This is a genomic window from Rhodanobacter sp. FW510-R10 (assembly GCF_058781105.1).
The window spans coordinates 1458538-1474832 of the sequence record NZ_JBYSWL010000001.1; the positions used below are offsets into that span (position 1 = coordinate 1458538).

The 16295-nt window shown below is 66.9% G+C and carries 10 protein-coding genes and 1 tRNA gene; 6 read left to right on the plus strand and 5 right to left on the minus strand.

The window, feature by feature from the left end; all coding sequences use genetic code 11:
* Nucleotides 1-257 precede the first annotated feature (257 nt).
* Complete coding sequence (locus AC3WJB_RS06100) at nucleotides 258-1910, minus strand: M28 family metallopeptidase (protein ID WP_492679707.1); 1653 nt, start codon at nucleotides 1908-1910, stop codon at nucleotides 258-260.
* Between the two features lie 434 nt (nucleotides 1911-2344).
* Between AC3WJB_RS06100 and AC3WJB_RS06105 the strand changes: the two genes are divergently transcribed.
* A complete protein-coding gene (locus tag AC3WJB_RS06105) occupies nucleotides 2345-2986 on the plus strand; it encodes a class I SAM-dependent DNA methyltransferase (protein ID WP_492679709.1) in 642 nt (213 codons plus the stop codon).
* 35 nt (nucleotides 2987-3021) lie between these two features.
* Here the strand turns inward: AC3WJB_RS06105 and AC3WJB_RS06110 are convergent, their stop codons facing one another.
* Both AC3WJB_RS06110 and AC3WJB_RS06115 read right to left on the minus strand, forming a co-directional pair.
* Nucleotides 3022-3921, minus strand: a complete 900-nt coding sequence (locus AC3WJB_RS06110; protein WP_492679711.1) for a ribonuclease H-like domain-containing protein — start codon at nucleotides 3919-3921, stop codon at nucleotides 3022-3024.
* Nucleotides 3918-6326, minus strand: a complete 2409-nt coding sequence (locus AC3WJB_RS06115) for a DEAD/DEAH box helicase (protein ID WP_492679713.1) — start codon at nucleotides 6324-6326, stop codon at nucleotides 3918-3920. Before AC3WJB_RS06115 ends, AC3WJB_RS06110 begins: the two co-directional genes overlap by 4 nt.
* A 195-nt stretch (nucleotides 6327-6521) precedes the next feature.
* Between AC3WJB_RS06115 and AC3WJB_RS06120 the strand changes: the two genes are divergently transcribed.
* The 5 genes from AC3WJB_RS06120 to AC3WJB_RS06140 all read left to right on the plus strand — a co-directional run bounded on the left by AC3WJB_RS06120 (nucleotide 6522) and on the right by AC3WJB_RS06140 (nucleotide 15750).
* On the plus strand, nucleotides 6522-8156 hold the full coding sequence (locus AC3WJB_RS06120) for an efflux transporter outer membrane subunit (protein WP_492683101.1): 1635 nt from the start codon (nucleotides 6522-6524) through the stop codon (nucleotides 8154-8156).
* Nucleotides 8157-8407: 251 nt separating this feature from the next.
* Nucleotides 8408-9568, plus strand: a complete 1161-nt coding sequence (locus tag AC3WJB_RS06125; RefSeq protein WP_492679715.1) for an efflux RND transporter periplasmic adaptor subunit — start codon at nucleotides 8408-8410, stop codon at nucleotides 9566-9568.
* On the plus strand, nucleotides 9565-12690 hold the full coding sequence (locus AC3WJB_RS06130; protein ID WP_492679717.1) for an efflux RND transporter permease subunit: 3126 nt from the start codon (nucleotides 9565-9567) through the stop codon (nucleotides 12688-12690). The genes AC3WJB_RS06125 and AC3WJB_RS06130 overlap by 4 nt, the downstream gene beginning before the upstream one ends.
* Before the next feature lie 212 nt (nucleotides 12691-12902).
* Nucleotides 12903-14414: an APC family permease gene (locus AC3WJB_RS06135; protein WP_492679719.1), complete on the plus strand. Its 1512-nt coding sequence runs from the start codon at nucleotides 12903-12905 to the stop codon at nucleotides 14412-14414.
* Nucleotides 14415-14532: 118 nt separating this feature from the next.
* Nucleotides 14533-15750 carry a threonine synthase gene (locus AC3WJB_RS06140; RefSeq protein ID WP_492679721.1) on the plus strand — a complete coding sequence of 406 codons (1218 nt, stop codon included), beginning with the start codon at nucleotides 14533-14535 and terminating at the stop codon, nucleotides 15748-15750.
* A gap of 102 nt (nucleotides 15751-15852) precedes the next feature.
* Here AC3WJB_RS06140 and AC3WJB_RS06145 read toward each other — a convergent pair.
* Nucleotides 15853-15928 (minus strand) — tRNA-Phe (locus AC3WJB_RS06145).
* A 67-nt stretch (nucleotides 15929-15995) separates the two neighbouring features.
* On the minus strand, nucleotides 15996-16286 hold the full coding sequence (locus AC3WJB_RS06150) for an oxidative damage protection protein (RefSeq protein ID WP_492679723.1): 291 nt from the start codon (nucleotides 16284-16286) through the stop codon (nucleotides 15996-15998).
* Nucleotides 16287-16295: the final 9 nt, after the last annotated feature.

Consider the following 16295-nt stretch of genomic DNA (forward strand, 5'->3'; position numbering starts at 1 on the left):
GATACATGGTACCGGGGCCCGCTGAAGGCGACGCCACCGGATCACCCTTCTGCACTGCTGTCCGGTGCGTTCCCGGGGCGGCCTTTGCCTCATCCACGTCGTCGCGCCGGTCGCCGAACCACCGCCCGTCGTCATTCCCGCGAAAGCGGGAATCCAGTGCTTTGGCCTTTGCGGGTCCCAGCAGCACTCGATCCCTGCTTTCGCGGGGATGACGGCCCGGGCAGGGGATGAACGGTCAGGGGTCGGTCGGGATTTCGCTAGCGGCGTTCGGCGGCGGTCTGGTCGCGGGCTGCGCGGAACTCCGAATCATGGCTCCAGTTCGGCCATTGCTGCGAGTTCGCCAGATTGCTGCCGAGGGTGTACAGCAGTTGCAGGTCGCGGGCCATGCCGGTGAAGGGCCAGCTTGCCTGCCACTCGTCATCGGGCTGGTGGTAACGCTTGGCAGTGTAGTCCGCCGCGGCAGCGCGGCCGGCGGCGACGCCGCCGTCAATCAGGTCCTCGCCCGAGCCGAATGAGATTGCCGGCACGCCGTGCTTGGCGAGCGGGAAGTGGTCGGAGCGGAAGAAGTAGCCGGCTTCGGGGTGTGCGTCCGGCGTATAGCGCAGGCCGAACTGCTTGCCGACCGCGATCAGGTCGTCCAGCAGGCCCAGCTTCGCCGTACCGGAAATCGTGAAATCGCGCGCCGGGCCACCGGGGTCGAGTGCGTCCATGTTGAGCACGCCCGCCGTCGTCGCCAATGGATACAGCGGGTTGGCGGCGTAGTATTCCGAGCCAAGCAGGCCGCGCTCCTCGCCCGTGACCGCCAGGAAGATGACCGAACGCTCGGGCCGCGGCGCCTGGGCGAACGCACGGCCCATCTCGACCAGTGCCGCGACGCCAGTGGCGTTGTCCACCGCGCCGTTGTAGATGCGGTCGCCGTTTGCGTCCGGCGCGCCGATGCCGAAGTGGTCCCAATGCGCGCTGTAGATCACGCTTTGCTGCGGATACTTGCTGCCGGCAATGCGCCCGACGACGTTGTGCGAGGTGATGACCTGCGAGTCGACCTTGAAGTCCGCCGAGAACGTCACGCCCTGCAGTGTCACCGGCTTGAAGGCGCGCGTCTGCGCCTGCTTTTTCAAGATGTCAAAATCCAGGCCGGCCGACTTCAGCATGGACACCGCGAGGTCGCGTTGGATCCAGCCTTCCAGTTGCGGATGCTCGGCTGACGGATCCTTGCGCACGATGTCGAACATCGTGCTGGCGTTCGAGTTCTTCACCGTGGCCCAGCCGTACGAGGCCGGTGCCGTCTCGTGCACGATCAACACGCCGACCGCGCCGCGGCGCGCGGCTTCCTCGTACTTGTAGGTCCAGCGGCCGTAATAAGTCTCCGCCTTGCCGCCAAAGTCGCCCTGGCCAGCCTCGAAATCCGGGTCGTTGATCAGCACTACGGCAATCTTGCCATGCAGGTCCACGCCCTTGTAGTCGTCCCAGTTCCGCTCTGGCGCCTTGACGCCGTAACCGACGAAGACCAGCGGCACGTTCTTGACGTCGACGGACCTGGAGCCGTCCATTGGCGAGCGCATGGCGATTTCCTTGCCCTGCGTCAGGTGGAGTGCATGGCCCTGCTCGGTCAGCGTGAACTTCGGCGTGCCGGCGATATCGCTGCGCAGCAGCGGCACGTCCTGGGTCCACGTGCGTTTGCCGTCCTTGAGCTCACCGCCAGGCGCAAGGCCCACGGCCTTGAACTGCATGATCAGGTAATCGATGGTCTTGGTTTCGGCTGGCGTCGCGGGACCCCGGCCCTCGAACGCATCCGAGGACAACGTCTTTACCTCGTTGGACAGGTGCTCGGGACTGAACGTCGGTGTGGTGGTGGCGTACGCCAGCGGGCAAGCAGACAGGACCAGCGCGACAAGCAGCACTCTCTTCACGGGGCATGACCTGGTTTGGGTGGCAACGCGTCCGATACTAGTCGGCGTGCCGGTCGAAACCAATCCAGCCTGCGGCGTTCACACGCAGGCGCCACCTTGTCGTCGACATGGGCGTGGGCGATTGCAACCGGTGAGCTGACGCCGATCAGGGACAGCCGGCGCCTTAGCGGTTATTCCTGTGCTGCAAGCTTGCGGCGCGTAGGGCATCCCAGCGCCGGACGCACGTTACGACCTGGTGACCGCCCATGCATGATTCGGCTCCTGCCGCCCGCTCCCGGCGTTCCGCCGCTGGCGATCAAGACAACCATCGGCACGCCAAGCCGACGACGCCGGTGACGAGCGCACCGCGCCCGCCAGAGTGGAAGTGCCCCCGTTGCGGCGCACGCAAGCGTCTGCGGCGCAACCCACGTCCTTGAAACCCGGGAGTCCCCATCATGCCGATTGCCGATGCCAATGCGGCGCGCTTCGACGCGCTGGCCAACGACTGGGACAGCGATCCCAGGCGGGTCTTCATGGCGCAGAAGATTGCGCGTGCGATGCGCCATGCGCTGGAGCCGGGTGGCAGCGAAACCGCCTTGGAACTTGGCGCAGGCACCGGCCTGGTCACGCTCATCATGGCCAGGCACGTTGCGCACCTGACCGCGCTCGACGTGTCCACCGGCATGCTCGAGGTTTTGCGCGCGAAGTGCGCCGCCAAGCATCTGGCGAACGTCGATGCAATTGCCGGCGACCTGCCCGAGGCGATCCCGTCTGCGCGCTACGACCTCATCTATGCCTCGATGTTGCTGCACCACATCGCCGACGTGCCGGCACTGCTGGCTGTGCTGTTCGAGCACCTGGTGCCCGGTGGCCGCGTCGCGCTGGCCGACCTGGATGCCGAGGACGGTGGTTTCCACGGTGACGTCGAGGGCGTGGCGCATCACGGCTTTGCCCGCGACGTCCTTGCCGTCTGGCTGCACGACGCTGGTTTCACGGTGCCGCAGTGGAGTACGGCGCATACCGTCCGGCGTGCAGCCGACGATGGCGGCGTACGCGAGTACCCCATCTTCCTGGCTGTCGCCCAGCGCCCGGCCTGACGGCTTCCCCACGTCACGCCGCGCCACCCACGGCTTCACCGTTTGCACCGCCACCCCGCTGAGGTATGCAAAGGCGCGTCATGGCTTGTCGTGCCACGGCGAGGTGCCTCCATGCCGGCGAGGTAGGCCAGGATGCCGGCCAGGCTTTTCAGGTCCTGGGCGTTGTGCTGCAGGACGCGACGCAGGTTGGCGGCCGAGCCGCCGCGCAGGTAGTGCAGCCAGGCCGCGGGCGCTTCCGCGCCGGGCAGGTCGTCTTCGCGCACGACGCCGAGCAGGCGGCGCTCGGCGGTGGCGAGGCGGCAATTCGCCCACATGCCTTTCCAGTGGCGGCGCACGGGGTGGAGCAGGTCGAGATGCCGCAGGCCGGTGAGGGGGTTTGGCAGGCGTGCCAGGCGGTAGCGCGTGGCGAGCAACGGCGCGTCGTAGCTCTTGCCGTTGTAGCTCACCAGCACCGAGTGCGCATGCAGCCAGCCGGCAAACGTGCGCAGCATGGCCGACTCTGCAGCCATGCTGGTGATCGTGAGCTGGCGCAGGCGCAGCCGCGCATCGACCCAGTCCGCGGCGCCGATCATGAATGCGCGCGTGCCGGTGCCACCGGCCAGCCCGGTCGTCTCGGTGTCGAAGTGCAGCAGGTGGGAGCACGCGACCGGTTCCTCGACGCGGGCAAAGCGGGCGTCGATGCTTGCCGAAGGCGCAGGCCAATCCGCCCACGTCTCCGTGTAGTGCAGGCCGGGAGAAATTTCCTCGCCGGGAACCTCGCGGTCGGTTGAAGTCGTGATGCCGCTGGCAACCTGGTTGTGCGCACGCAGCCGCAGGAGTCGACGCAAATCGGTTGGTACCAAGGGCGATGGCTTCGGGAGCGGAGGCGAGGTGGCCGTGCGCGGCGCGCCGGCCTCGCGGCGCAGGTCGCGCAGGCGGTCGAGCAGCGGACTCATCCTTGGGCCAGGAGCTTCAGCACCTGCAGCGCAAGCATTTTCGCCGTGTGCGTGGCGCTTTCGTCCGTCGCCAGTACCGGCCCGACGCAGGCCGGGCAGCCGCCACGGCAATCACAGCCGTGCACCAGCTCGAGCGCGCGCGCGAGCAGCTCGTCGCGCCGGGCATACAGTGGCTCGCTCAGGCCCACGCCGCCGGGAAACGCATCGTACAGGTAGACCGTCGGCGCAAACGGCAGATCCGGTCCGGGCTCCGCGGCCCCGCCATCGCTGCCACGCAACCGGCCATGCCCATGCTCATCCGCGCTGACGAACCATGCGCCATCGCCGCTGCCCACCGATTTTTGCAGGTCGCGGCTTTCGGCCATCACCGCGACGGTGGCAACCAGGTGCAGCGCGCTGGCCGCGCCCATGAAGCCGTCCAGCGCCTGCTGGCGGTCGATGAAGCCGGCATCCAGCACGGCCTGCGGCAGCTGCCACCAGACGGCCGTCGTGTGCAGCTCCTGGTCCGGCAGGTTCACCGGGCCGTAGCCGATGTTCTCGTGGCTGTAGTAGCGGATCTTCTTGTAGCCGGCAACGTGGCGCACCACATGGACTTCGCCGTGCCCGGCCTGGCCGGTGCCGCAGACGGCGTGGTCGAAGCAGTCCAGGACCTTGAGCTTGCTGTAGTCGATCGCGTCGGTGTAGTAGTCGACATGCGTGCGCGTGACGTAGGCCTTGCGGCCTTCCCAGTCCAGCCGCTCCACCTGGTAGGGCACGGACTGGATCATGTGGATCGCGCCCTCGTACAGCGTGACTGCGGCGGCGGTGTAGTCCACCTCGGCGATGATGTTCTGTTTGCCGCCCGTGCGGTCGACCACCACGAAGTTGCCGTCGGCGACCGAGCGCAGCGAGACGGCACCGGCCGGATAGCTGTCGGCGATCCACTCCCAGCGCTCGCGCTCGTGGTGTAGCACGCCTTCCTCGGCCAGGACCTGCAGCCAGGGCGCGGCGTCGACCGGGCCGAATCTCTCGCCATCGCCAAATGGCAGCTCGAACGCCGCGCAGCGGATGTGGTCCAGCAGGATCAGCGCCTGGTCGGGCGCGATGCGTGCCTGCTCCGGCGTGGCGTCGCGGAAGAATTCGGGATGGCGCACCAGGTACTGGTCCAGCGGATCGGAGCTGGCCACCAGCACGCCGAGTGCGGCGCGCTGGCGCCGGCCGGCGCGCCCCAGCCGCTGCCAGGTGCCGGCCACGGAACCGGGGTAGCCGTTGAGCACCACCACGTCGAGCGCGCCAATGTCCACGCCGAGCTCCAGGGCGGAGGTGCTGACAATGCCATCGACGCGACCGGCACGCATGTCGCGCTCGGCGGCGCGCCGCTCGCGCGGCAGGTAGCCGCCGCGATAGGCCCGGATGCGTGGGGGCTTGCGCGGGTCGTGGTCGAAGACGTCCTTGAGGTACTTGGTGAGGACCTCCACCAAGGTGCGGCTGGAGGCGAAGACCAGCGTCTTCAGCCCGGACTTGATCGCCAGCCGCGCCACGCGGTTGCTCTGCGAGCGGGCCGAGGCGCGCAGGCCCAGGTCGGCGTTGACCACCGGCGGATTCCACAGCAGCACATGCCGCTCGCCGCTGGGCGCACCGCTGGCGGTGATGCAATGCACGGACTGCTCGATCAGCGCCTCGGCATGCTCGCGCGGATTGCCGATCGTGGCCGAGCACAGGATGAATTGCGGGCTCACGCCGTAGAACGCGCACACGCGCTTGAGGCGCCGGATCACGTTGGCCACATGCGAACCGAAGACGCCGCGGTAGCTGTGCACCTCGTCGATCACCACGTAACGCAGGCTCTCGAAGAACTGCGCCCACTTGGTGTGATGCGGCAGGATTGCCTGATGCAGCATGTCCGGGTTGCTGATGACGATGTCGCCATGCGCGCGTACGGCCTGGCGCGCATCGCCCGGCGTGTCGCCATCGAAGGTGAACGCCTTGACGCCGAGCCGGCCGGCGGCGTTGAGCTCCAGCAGCTCGGCCAGCTGGTCCTGGGCCAGGGCCTTGGTCGGGAACAGGTACAGCGCCTTGGTCCGCGCCTGCAGCGCGGCAGCCAGCACCGGCAGGGTGTAACACAGGGTCTTGCCGGATGCCGTGGGCGTGACGATCGCGACGTGTTCGCGCGCCTGGCTCGCCGCCCAGGCCTCCGCCTGGTGGCTGTACAGCCGTGACACGCCGCGCTGGCGCAAGGCCGCCGCGAGCGCCGGCGGCAAGTCGGCGGGCAACGGCATATACGAACCGGCCGTGGCCGGCATCACGATGCTGCCGGTGATGCGCGTGGCATAGCGCCGCGACAGGCGCTCGGCCAGCATCCGGCCATCGCCGGGCGGACTGAAGGAGGCAGCTTCGGGGCGAAGGCGATCGGGCAGGGCGTTCATGGTGTATCCGCGTAGGGGCGTCCGCCAGTACACCGCTGCACCGTCTCACCCGCTGCGACAGCAGCTTGCTCCACGGGCCGCGGCCATGACTTCCGGCACGCACGGGCGCAAGTGCAACGTTATAAAGTTTCCCGCTGGCGCTCTTCAAGAAGTCGCGCGCGCATGAAAAAATCGCGGATTCGCGTGCTGGATCACATGGCAAGCGGGAACGACCAGGCGGTGCTTCGGCACGGCGGGCGGCGTGTCGTGTCGTGCGTGCGGGCACTTGGTGCCATCGTGGCCGTGCTGGCGCTGGGCGCCTGCACCGTGGGACCGGACTTCGAACGGCCGGCCGCGCCCAAGGTCGCTGCCTATACCGCGCATGCGCCTGAAACCACCGCGGCCACGGCTAACGTCGCCGGCGGCCAGGCGCAGCACTTCACCAGCGGCAGCGATATCCCAGGCGACTGGTGGACCCTGTTCCATTCCAAGGCGCTCAATGCGCTGATTGCCGAGTCGCTTCACCATAACCCGGACCTCCAGGCTGCGCAGGCGGCCTTGCGGGTGGCGCAGGAGAATGTGCGTGCGCAACGCGGGGCCTACTACCCCAGCGTCACGGCGGGTTTTTCGGCCACGCGCCAGATGCAATCACAGCAGGTGGCGCCGGCACCGAATTTTCCAGTCGTGCCCAACGAGTACTTGTACAGTTTCTTCACCCCACAGGTCAGCGTGTCCTATGCGCTGGACGTATTCGGCCTGAATCGGCGCACAGTGGAGTCGTTGCAGGCACAGGCGCAATCCGTGCGCTTCCAGATGATTGCCGCGCAGGTCACGCTGAGCACGAACGTAGTCGCCGCCGCGGTGCGGCAGGCGTCGCTGCGGGCCCAGATCGCGGCGACGTTGAAGTTGGTCGACATCAACAACAAGATGCTCAAGGTGTTGCGTGACCAGCTGGCACACGGTTACGTCGGACGTCTGGATGTTGCCGCGCAGGAGACGCAGATGGCCCAGATTGCCGCCACGCTGCCGCCACTGCGCACTCAACTCGCCCAACAGGACCACCTGCTTGCGGTACTTTCCGGGCAGCTTCCGGGCCAGGCTCCGGCACAGGCGTTCGACCTTGCACATCTTGAGCTGCCGCAGGATCTGCCACTGAGTCTGCCGTCGGTCCTGGTGGCGCAGCGCCCGGACGTGCGTCAGGCCGAGGCCAACCTGCATGCCGCCAGTGCGCAGGTCGGCATTGCCACCGCGAACCGCCTGCCGAATATTTCACTGACGGCGAACGTAGGTAGCACCGCGGTGGCGATCGGCCAGGTGTTCAAGGCGGGTACCGGGTTCTGGAGTGTGGGCGCCGATCTGGCCGCCCCCATTTTCGAGGGCGGTGCCTTGCTCCATCAGCAGCGCGCAGCCAAGGCCGCCTATCGGGAAGCTGCCGCGCAGTACCGCAGCACGGTGCTGACCGCCTTCCAGAACGTCGCCGATACCCTGGCTGCGCTCGAACAGGATGCGCTGGGCCTGCAGCAGGCCGCCAAGGCTGCGGTGGCGGCTCAGGTCACGTTGGACTTGTCGCAACGGCAAGTGAAGGACGGTTACGCGGGTTACCTGACCTTGTTGAGTGCGGAGCAGGCCTACCAGCAGGCGCAGATCACGCTGGTTGAAGCCCAGGCGAGTCGCTTCAGCGACACCGCGGCCTTGTTCCAGGCGCTCGGCGGCGGCTGGTGGCATGACGCGGATGCGGCCCGGCCCACGCCAAAGCCGGCCCCGGCCGGTTCGAACGGGGCAGGGCTGGTCGACGCCGCGCATGCCGCGGTCCTCACGTCCGACGACAGCCAGGCCGGCCCGAAGCCATGAATCCAACCAGGACACCAATGAACGCCAGGGAACTTCGATACCGTCATTCCCGCGAAAGCGGGACAAAGGCGAGCGACGCGAGCGTTGAACAGCCGAAGGCTGGCCCCGAAGGGGTGAGCGCAGCGAATAATCCAGTGCTCTTGCGTGTAAGTTCGTTGCGACCAAAGCACTGGATTCCCGCTTTCGCGGGAATGACGCCGGGGCAAGTGCAAGTCGATCAGCTCCCTATCGGATCATTCAAGGGGAAAGCGATGGCGACGTGGGTGCGCAGGGCGGGGAGCTGGCCAATCGTAGTTGCGGTGGCGCTGGCGCTGGCGCTGGGTGGCTGCTCGTCCGGCGCCAGTGCCGGCAAGACGGCGGCTGCGGCCACGACGCCGCACAACGTGAGCATGACGGCAGAGCAGCTCAAGCACATCCAGATGTACACCGTGGAGGCGTTGGCTTATCACCGGACGGTCCAGGCCAACGGCACCGTCGACTTCGACCAGAATCAGTCCACCAGCGTGGTCGCGGCGTTCTCCGGTCCGGTGACGCGGCTGCTGGTGGCACCGGGTGACCGGGTGAAACAGGGACAGGCGCTGGCGATCGTCGATTCGCCTGATTTTACCCAGGCCATTGGCAACTACCGAAAATCCCTGATTGCCGCGAAGAACGCACGTCGCGTGGCGGACATGGACCAGGACCTGGTCAAGCACGATGGCATTGCCGAGCGCGAGGCGGCCCAGGCGCAGACCGACGCGGTCAGTGCCGAGGCCGACCGCGACGCGGCGCTGCAGACCCTCAAGAGCCTCAACGTGGATGCGCAAACCATTCGGGACCTGCAGGCCGGGCGGGAAGTCGGTCATGTGCAGGGTACGATCCGCGCGCCCATTGCCGGCACCGTGGCGGAGCGGCTGATCACGGTCGGGCAGTTGTTGCAGGCCGGCAGCACGCCGTGCTTCACCATCGCCAACCTCTCGCGGGTGTGGGTGCTGGCGCAGGTGTTTGGCAGCGACCCGTCCAGCCTGCGCGTCGGCGATCCGGTCGAGATCGAGGTGGGTGACGGCGGCAAGCCGTTGGCCGGCAAGCTCACCAATATTTCGGCCGTGGTCGATCCGGACACGCGGGCGGTGACGGCACGGATCTCGGTCGACAATCCCGGAGGAGCGCTGCGGAAGCAGATGTATGTACGCGTGCGCATCCATTCGCAGCAGGAGCAGCGCGGCCTGCTGGTCCCGGTCGCGGCCATCCTGCGCGATGACGAGAACCTGCCCTTCGTGTACGTCGTCCAGCCAGACGGCAGCTTTGCACAGCGCGGCGTGACCCTCGGCTATCGCAGTGGCGACCGCTACGACATCACTGCGGGTCTCCAGGCCGGTGATCGCGTGGTGGCCGATGGCGCCATCTTCGTCCGCTTCATGCAGACACAATGACGACCGAAACGCTGCCACCGCCGGGATCGCCGCCGCGGGCGTCGGCGATCAACCGCATCGTCGCCTTCGCGCTTGAACAGCGCATGCTGATCGTGCTGCTCACCGTGTTGCTGGTAGGCGCGGGTGTGTGGGCACTGAAGCGTTTGCCGCTGGATGCCTACCCGGACCTCTCGCCGCCCATGGTGGACATCGTCACCCAGTGGCCGGGGCATTCCGCCGAGGAGGTCGAGCGCCTGATCACGATCCCGGTCGAGCTCGGCTTGAGCGACGTGCCACAACTGAAGGTCAAGCGCTCGGTCTCGCTGTACGGCTTGTCCGATGTCACCCTGACTTTCACCGACGACACCGACCGCTACTTTGCCCGCCAGCAGGTCTTCAACCGGCTGGGCGACATCACCTTGCCCAGCGGCGTCAGTCCCTCGGTGTCTCCGATGTCGTCGCCGTCGGGGTTGATCTATCGCTACGTCCTGCAAAGCAGCGACCGCACGCCGATGCAGTTGAAGACGCTGGACGACTGGGTGGTGGCCCCGCAATACCGCTCGGTGCCGGGCGTGGCGGATGATTCCGGGTTTGGCGGCGGCACCATGCAGTACCAGGTGTTGCTCGACCCGCTGAAGATTGCCGGCGCCGGCCTGTCGGTGGCGCAGGTCGAGTCCGCGCTGGCTGCGAACAACAGCAACGGCGGCGGCGGTTTCTACTCGCAAGGTGGGCAGTTCTTCTACGTGCGCGGGATTGGCCGCATCGAGACGCTCGAGGACATCGGCAACATCGTGCTTGCCGTGCACAACGGCAACCCCGTGCTGGTGAAGGACGTCGGCCGCGTGCGCATTGGCATCGCCCCGCGCCTCGGCGAGTTCGGCTACATGGAGCAGAACGACGCGGTCGAAGGCGTCATCCTGATGCGCACCGGCGAGAAGACCCAGGACGTGCTGACGCGGATCGAGGCCAAGACGCGCCAGCTCAACAGCGAAATCCTGCCCCAGGACGTCAAGGTCCACCCGTTCTATGACCTGAGCAACCTGATCGCCGAAACCACGCACGTGGTCGAGCGCAACCTGGTGCTGGGCATGGTCCTGGTCATTGCCGTGCTGATCTTTTTCCTGTTCGACATCCGCGCCGGCTTGATCGTCGCGGTGACGATTCCGCTGGCGCTGTTGTTCGCGTTCCTCTGCATCGACCTGCAAGGGGCTTCGGCCAACCTGCTGTCGATCGGCGCGGTCGACTTCGGCATCCTCGTCGACGGCGCCATCTTCATGGTCGAGAACGTCTTCCGCGAGCTGGCGAAGCGCCGGGGTACGGACTACGACATCCGCGAGGTCATCCGCGCGGCGGCCTCGGAGGTGGACCGCCCGCTGGTGTATGCCGTGGCCGTGATCGTGGCCAGCTTCCTGCCGATCTACGTCCTGACCGGACCTTCCGGCACGCTGTTCAAGCCGATGGCCGACACCATGATCTTCGCGCTGATCGGCTCGCTGCTGGTCACGCTGACCCTGCTGCCGGTGCTGTGCGCGCTGCTCATGCGCAATGGCGTGCGCGAGCGGCGCAACGCGATGATGGAGAAGGTGCAGGCATGGTACCGGCGCTGGCTCACGCGCTGCCTGGCCTGGCGCTGGCGGGTGACCGGCATTTCGGCGGGCCTGCTCGTGCTGTGCCTGCTCCTGGTGCCGAGCATCGGCGCCGAATTCATGCCGCACCTGGACGAGGGCGCGTTGTGGGTGCGCGCGACCATGCCGTACTCCATTTCCTATGACGAGGCCTCGAAGATCACGCCGCAGATCCGCGACATCCTGCGCTCGTTCCCGGTAGTGACCACGGTCACTTCCGAGCTTGGCCGGCCAGACGACGGTACCGACTCCACGGGCTTCTTCAACGTCGAGTTTTTTGTCGGACTGGAACCCTATGCGCAATGGGGCGGCAAGTACCGCAGCAAGCAGGCACTGATCGACGCGATCGACGCCAGGCTCAAGGCCTTCCCCGGCATCGACTTCAACTACACGCAGCCGGCCGAGGACGCCGTCGACGAAGCCGAGACCGGCTTGAAGAGCGCGCTGGCGGTCAAGGTCTACGGCCCCGACCTGGCCACCCTGCAGGAGAAGGGCAAGGCCATCAAGGAAGCGATGCAGCAGGTGCGCGGCATCACCGACGTCACCCTGGTGCACGAACTTGGCCAGCCCAGCCTGACGATCCAGGTCGACCGCGCCAGGATCGCGCGTTACGGGCTGAACGTCGATGACATCAACAGCCTGCTCGAGGCCGCGGTTGCCGGCGGCGTGGCGACCCAGGTGGTGCAGGGCGAGAAGCAGTTCGACCTGGTGGTGCGGCTGGGCCAGCAATACCGCGACAACCCGCAGGAGATTGGCGACATCCCGGTGGCCACGCCAAGTGGCCAGCAAATCCCGCTGAAGGAGTTGGCGAAGATCCAGGTGAGCAACGGTGCGTCCTTCATCTATCGCGAGGACGACTCGCGTTACATCGGCGTGCAGTTCTCGGTCACTGGTCGCGACCTGGCCAGCGCGGTGAACGATGCGATGCAGCAGGTCGCCGGCAAGGTGAAGCTGGGCCAGGGCTACCGCATAGACTGGGGTGGCGAGTACAAGGAATACACCGCGTCGCGGGCGCAGATGCAGATCATCCTGCCGCTCACCGTGCTGCTGATCTTTGGCCTGTTGTTCGTGCTCTACGGCAACTTCAAGTTCCCGTTCATTACTGTGCTGAGCGTGCTGCTGACCGCCCCGATCGGCGCCATCCTCGCGCTGTGGCTCACCGGCACGCCGTTTTCCGTCTCCTCCGGCATCGGTTTCATCGTGTTGTTCGGTGTCTCGGTGCTGACCTCGGTGGTCTACATCTCCTGCGTCAACGAATTGCGGCGCAACGGCATGGCAATGGACCAGGCGGTGTACGAGGCGGCGCTGCTGCGCCTGCGGCCCATCATGATGACCGCGCTGGTCGCCGCGCTCGGCTTGCTGCCGGCCGCGGTGGCCACCGGTGTCGGCACCGATTCGCAGCGGCCGTTCGCCCTGGTCATCGTCAGCGGCATGATTGCGCGCCTGGTCATTGGCATCTACCTCATGCCGGTGCTCTACGCCCTGGTGGCGCGCCCCGGCGACCGCCTCGAGGTGTGAAGTCTTATAAAGAGGACGTGGCAAATTGAAACAAGGTGAGGGCCAGGACGCCGCCGGGATGCGGCACAAAATAATCGCATAGGCAGTACCAGAGGTGCAGCAGACACCGGCGTTTTGCGCTGCGCCCGGGATGACCGGCAGGGTCGACGTGCCAGGCATCCTTGGGCGTGGCGGGTACGTTCTCCAGCCAGTTCCAGCAGCGGGTACCAGTCATGGCAACCAGCGAAGCACAAGGCCTGGACAAGCAGCGACCGATCCCCGGCGACAGGGGGTTGGTGCGCACCCTGGGTGCCGCCGTGGTGGCGCTGTCGGCGGTCGCCCAGGAATACGGCAGCGGCATCAACTTCGTGATGCCGCACAGCCTGGAGAGCTATCCGGCCGCCGAAGGGCTGGTGCCACTGGCGATGCTGGTGGCGGGCCTCGTGCTCATCCCCGAAGTCGTACTTTTCGCCCGCTACTCGGCGGTGATGCCGCGCGCGGGCTCCACCTACGTATGGTTGACCCGTGGACTTGGTCCGCATGCCGGGTTTGCCATTGCCTTTCTCTGGTTCATCGGTATTTGCGGCGCGGCCGGCTTCCTGGCTTTCGCCACCGGCACCTTCATCGGCGATGCCGCGCAAGCCAGTGGCCTGGCGACGCAATGGTTCACGACGCGGAGTGGGCACCTGCTCACCGGCCTCGCTGCGATCTGGTTGATCGCAGCGCTGCACCTGAGTGGGGTCAGGAACTATGGTTATCTGGTCTATATCGCCGGCACCCTGGTGGTCGTGGCGGCGGTGATCGTGATCGTGACCGGTTTTGCCACGACGCCCGAGAGCGCCCTGCTGCGGCTCGCCGATGCGGTCGGTTTTCGCCCTGCGCCCCGGCCTTCCCAGCCCTCGTGGGCGGCGTTCGTGTCGGTGATCGGCTTGTTCATGTTCGCCTATGGAGGCCTGGAGGCATCCACCTCGCTGGGCGGGGAAGTGGCCGACGCGCGCCGAAACATGCCGCGCGGCATCATCGCCGGCTGGGCCATTGCCCTGGTGCTCTACACCCTGGTCTCGTATGCGCTGTTCCACGCGGTGCCGTGGTGGAGCGCCGTGCCCATTCTCCAATCCGGGCACGGCTACCTGCTGACGACGCCGGCCCTGATCGGGCTGCTGGCGCCGCGCGCCATTGCAGTGTTCCTCAACATCCTGGTGGCGGTCATCGTGGTCAAGACCATTGCGCCGCAACTTCTCGACGCCAGCCGCTTCCTCTTCGCCTGGGCGGAGGACGGCTTCATCCCGCGGCGATTCGCCGCCACCAATGCCGCCCATGCACCGGCGCCGGCCATCGTGCTGGCGGCCAGCCTCAGCTGCCTGTTCCTGATCGATGCGGTATTTGGTGGCTGGCAGATCGGCGTGACCTTGCGCGCAGTCAGCATTGCGATCGTGTTCTCGGCGCTGGGGCTGGGGACCGCGCTGCTGGCATGGTGGCCCAGCTGGCGTCAGGCGCGCGCGTTTGCCGCGGATTGCACGCGCGGCCGCTTGGTGAAGGGCATCGCCGTATGCGCGGTGATCATTGGCGTGATCCTCATCGCCTCCGTCGTCCATGAGCGGGGTACCGCGTGGTATTTCCAGCCCTGGTTCCAGCTCGCCATGGCCGCGTTGGTTTCCGTGCTGTTGGCCTGGGTGGCCAACAGGCGCGCCACCTCGCGTGGCGAGGACTTTTTTGCCCGTTTCCGGGTTCCGCCACCACAATGAGCCGCAGACCGCATCCGCGACCGGAACCGCGAGCCACGCGCAGCTGCCCCGGATTTCCCGCCGGGGCACTGTGGATCGAAGGCCTGACCCTAGGCCATCAACCACCCAGGAGTTCCCCATGCGTTTCAGCTATCTCACCGATCTCGAATGCCCGAAGGATGGGCGCCGGTACGACGCCGGCGTGTCGCAAAAGCTGTGTGCGTGCGGCTCCCCGCTGCTCGCCCGGTATGACTTGGCTGCCGTCCGCGCGGAGGTGATGCGCGATGACATCGCCGCCGGCCCGCCCACGCTGTGGCGCTACCACGCGCTGCTGCCGGTCGCCTCGAGCGACGCCGTCGTTTCCCTGGGCGAGGGCATGACGCCCATTTTCGGCTTGCCGCGGCATGGTCGGAAGATCGGGGTGCCGGACCTGGTGGTGAAGGATGAGGGTACCCTGCCTACCGGCTCGTTCAAGGCGCGCGGTGCGGCAGTCGGCGTTTCCCGCGCCAGGGAGATCGGCATCCGGCGCATCGCGATGCCCACCAACGGCAACGCGGGCGCGGCGTGGTCCACCTATGCCGCAAGGGCTGGGATGGCCTCGCTCATCGTCATGCCCAGGGCGGCGCCGGAAATCGCCCGCAAGGAATGCGCCGTCACCGGCGCCCGGCTGTATCTGGTCGACGGCTTGATCGGGGACGCGGGCGCGATCGTGGGCCGGGCCGTTGCCGACAGTGACTGGTTCCCGGTATCGACGCTGAAGGAACCCTATCGGCTCGAAGGCAAGAAGACCATGGGCTTCGAGATTGCCGAGCAGTTGGGTTGGCGAGTGCCGGACGTGATCGTCTATCCCACGGGTGGCGGCGTCGGCCTGATCGGCATCTACAAGGGCCTGTGCGAGCTGCAGGAGCTGGGCTGGATCGGCGAGAAGCTGCCCAGGCTGGTCGCGGTGCAGGCGGAAGGCTGCGCGCCAATCGTCCGCGCGTTCGAAGCAGGCGCGGACCATGCGGAGCCTTGGCAGGACGCCAAGACCGTGGCCTTCGGCATCAATGTCGCCTCGGCAATTGGCGATTTCCTGATGCTCGAGGCAATCCGCGCGACCGGGGGTTGCGCGGTGGCCGTGAGCGATGCGGCGCTCCTGGAGCAACTGGCCGACGTGGCCCGCCGGGATGGTGCGTTCTTCTGCCCCGAGGGCGCGGCCACCCTGGCGGCCGTCGCCAAGCTGCGGGCAAGCGGTTGGTTGGACGGCAGCGAAGAGGTCCTCGTGCTCAACACCGGCACCGGCCTCAAATACCCCGACACGGTGACCGCCAATCCGCCCGTGCTCCCGATCGGCGGCAGCATTCCCATGCTGGACTAGGGGCGGGCCGGTAATGCGGCTGGGCGCGCGCGTCGACAAAGGGCGTGCAGTGGTACCGCACGAGCTCATGCAGTCACGTACTGCAAGGGGGCATTACAGTAATGGTGGCCAGAGGTGGAATCGAACCACCGACACGAGGATTTTCAGTCCTCTGCTCTACCAACTGAGCTATCTGGCCAGGGCCTGGCAAGTACGCGGTTTTGCGCCGCGTGAGCCGCGCATTACAGCGAATGCGCGCGGCGACGTCAAGCCGAAGGCTCGGGCGTGAGGTGGGCCTGGGTGTAGCCCGGGGGGTAGGTGACTTCGCCTTCGAACAGGAAGCGCTCCATCTGTTCGGTGAGGTAGGCGCGGTCCTTCGCCTCCAGCGGATTGAGCAGGTATTCATTGATCAACATGGTCTGGTGCGCGACCCAACGCTGCCAGGCCTGCTTGGAAATCTCCGCGTAGATGCGTTGCCCGAGCGGGCCGGGCCAGGGCGCGAACTCCAGGCCCTCGGCCTCGGTCTTGAGCAGGGCGCAATGGACGGTACGACTCATTCCGGGATT

Excerpts from the sequence above, each read along its gene's own strand:
- AC3WJB_RS06135 (WP_492679719.1), top strand. The coding sequence starts at position 12,903 with ATGGCAACCAGCGAAGCACAAGGCCTGGACAAGCAGCGACCGATCCCC.
- AC3WJB_RS06150 (WP_492679723.1), bottom strand. The coding sequence starts at position 16,286 with ATGAGTCGTACCGTCCATTGCGCCCTGCTCAAGACCGAGGCCGAGGGC.
- AC3WJB_RS06140 (WP_492679721.1), top strand. The coding sequence starts at position 14,533 with ATGCGTTTCAGCTATCTCACCGATCTCGAATGCCCGAAGGATGGGCGC.
- AC3WJB_RS06115 (WP_492679713.1), bottom strand. The coding sequence starts at position 6,326 with ATGAACGCCCTGCCCGATCGCCTTCGCCCCGAAGCTGCCTCCTTCAGT.
- AC3WJB_RS06110 (WP_492679711.1), bottom strand. The coding sequence starts at position 3,921 with ATGAGTCCGCTGCTCGACCGCCTGCGCGACCTGCGCCGCGAGGCCGGC.
- AC3WJB_RS06125 (WP_492679715.1), top strand. The coding sequence starts at position 8,408 with ATGGCGACGTGGGTGCGCAGGGCGGGGAGCTGGCCAATCGTAGTTGCG.
- AC3WJB_RS06130 (WP_492679717.1), top strand. The coding sequence starts at position 9,565 with ATGACGACCGAAACGCTGCCACCGCCGGGATCGCCGCCGCGGGCGTCG.
- AC3WJB_RS06105 (WP_492679709.1), top strand. The coding sequence starts at position 2,345 with ATGCCGATTGCCGATGCCAATGCGGCGCGCTTCGACGCGCTGGCCAAC.
- AC3WJB_RS06120 (WP_492683101.1), top strand. The coding sequence starts at position 6,522 with ATGGCAAGCGGGAACGACCAGGCGGTGCTTCGGCACGGCGGGCGGCGT.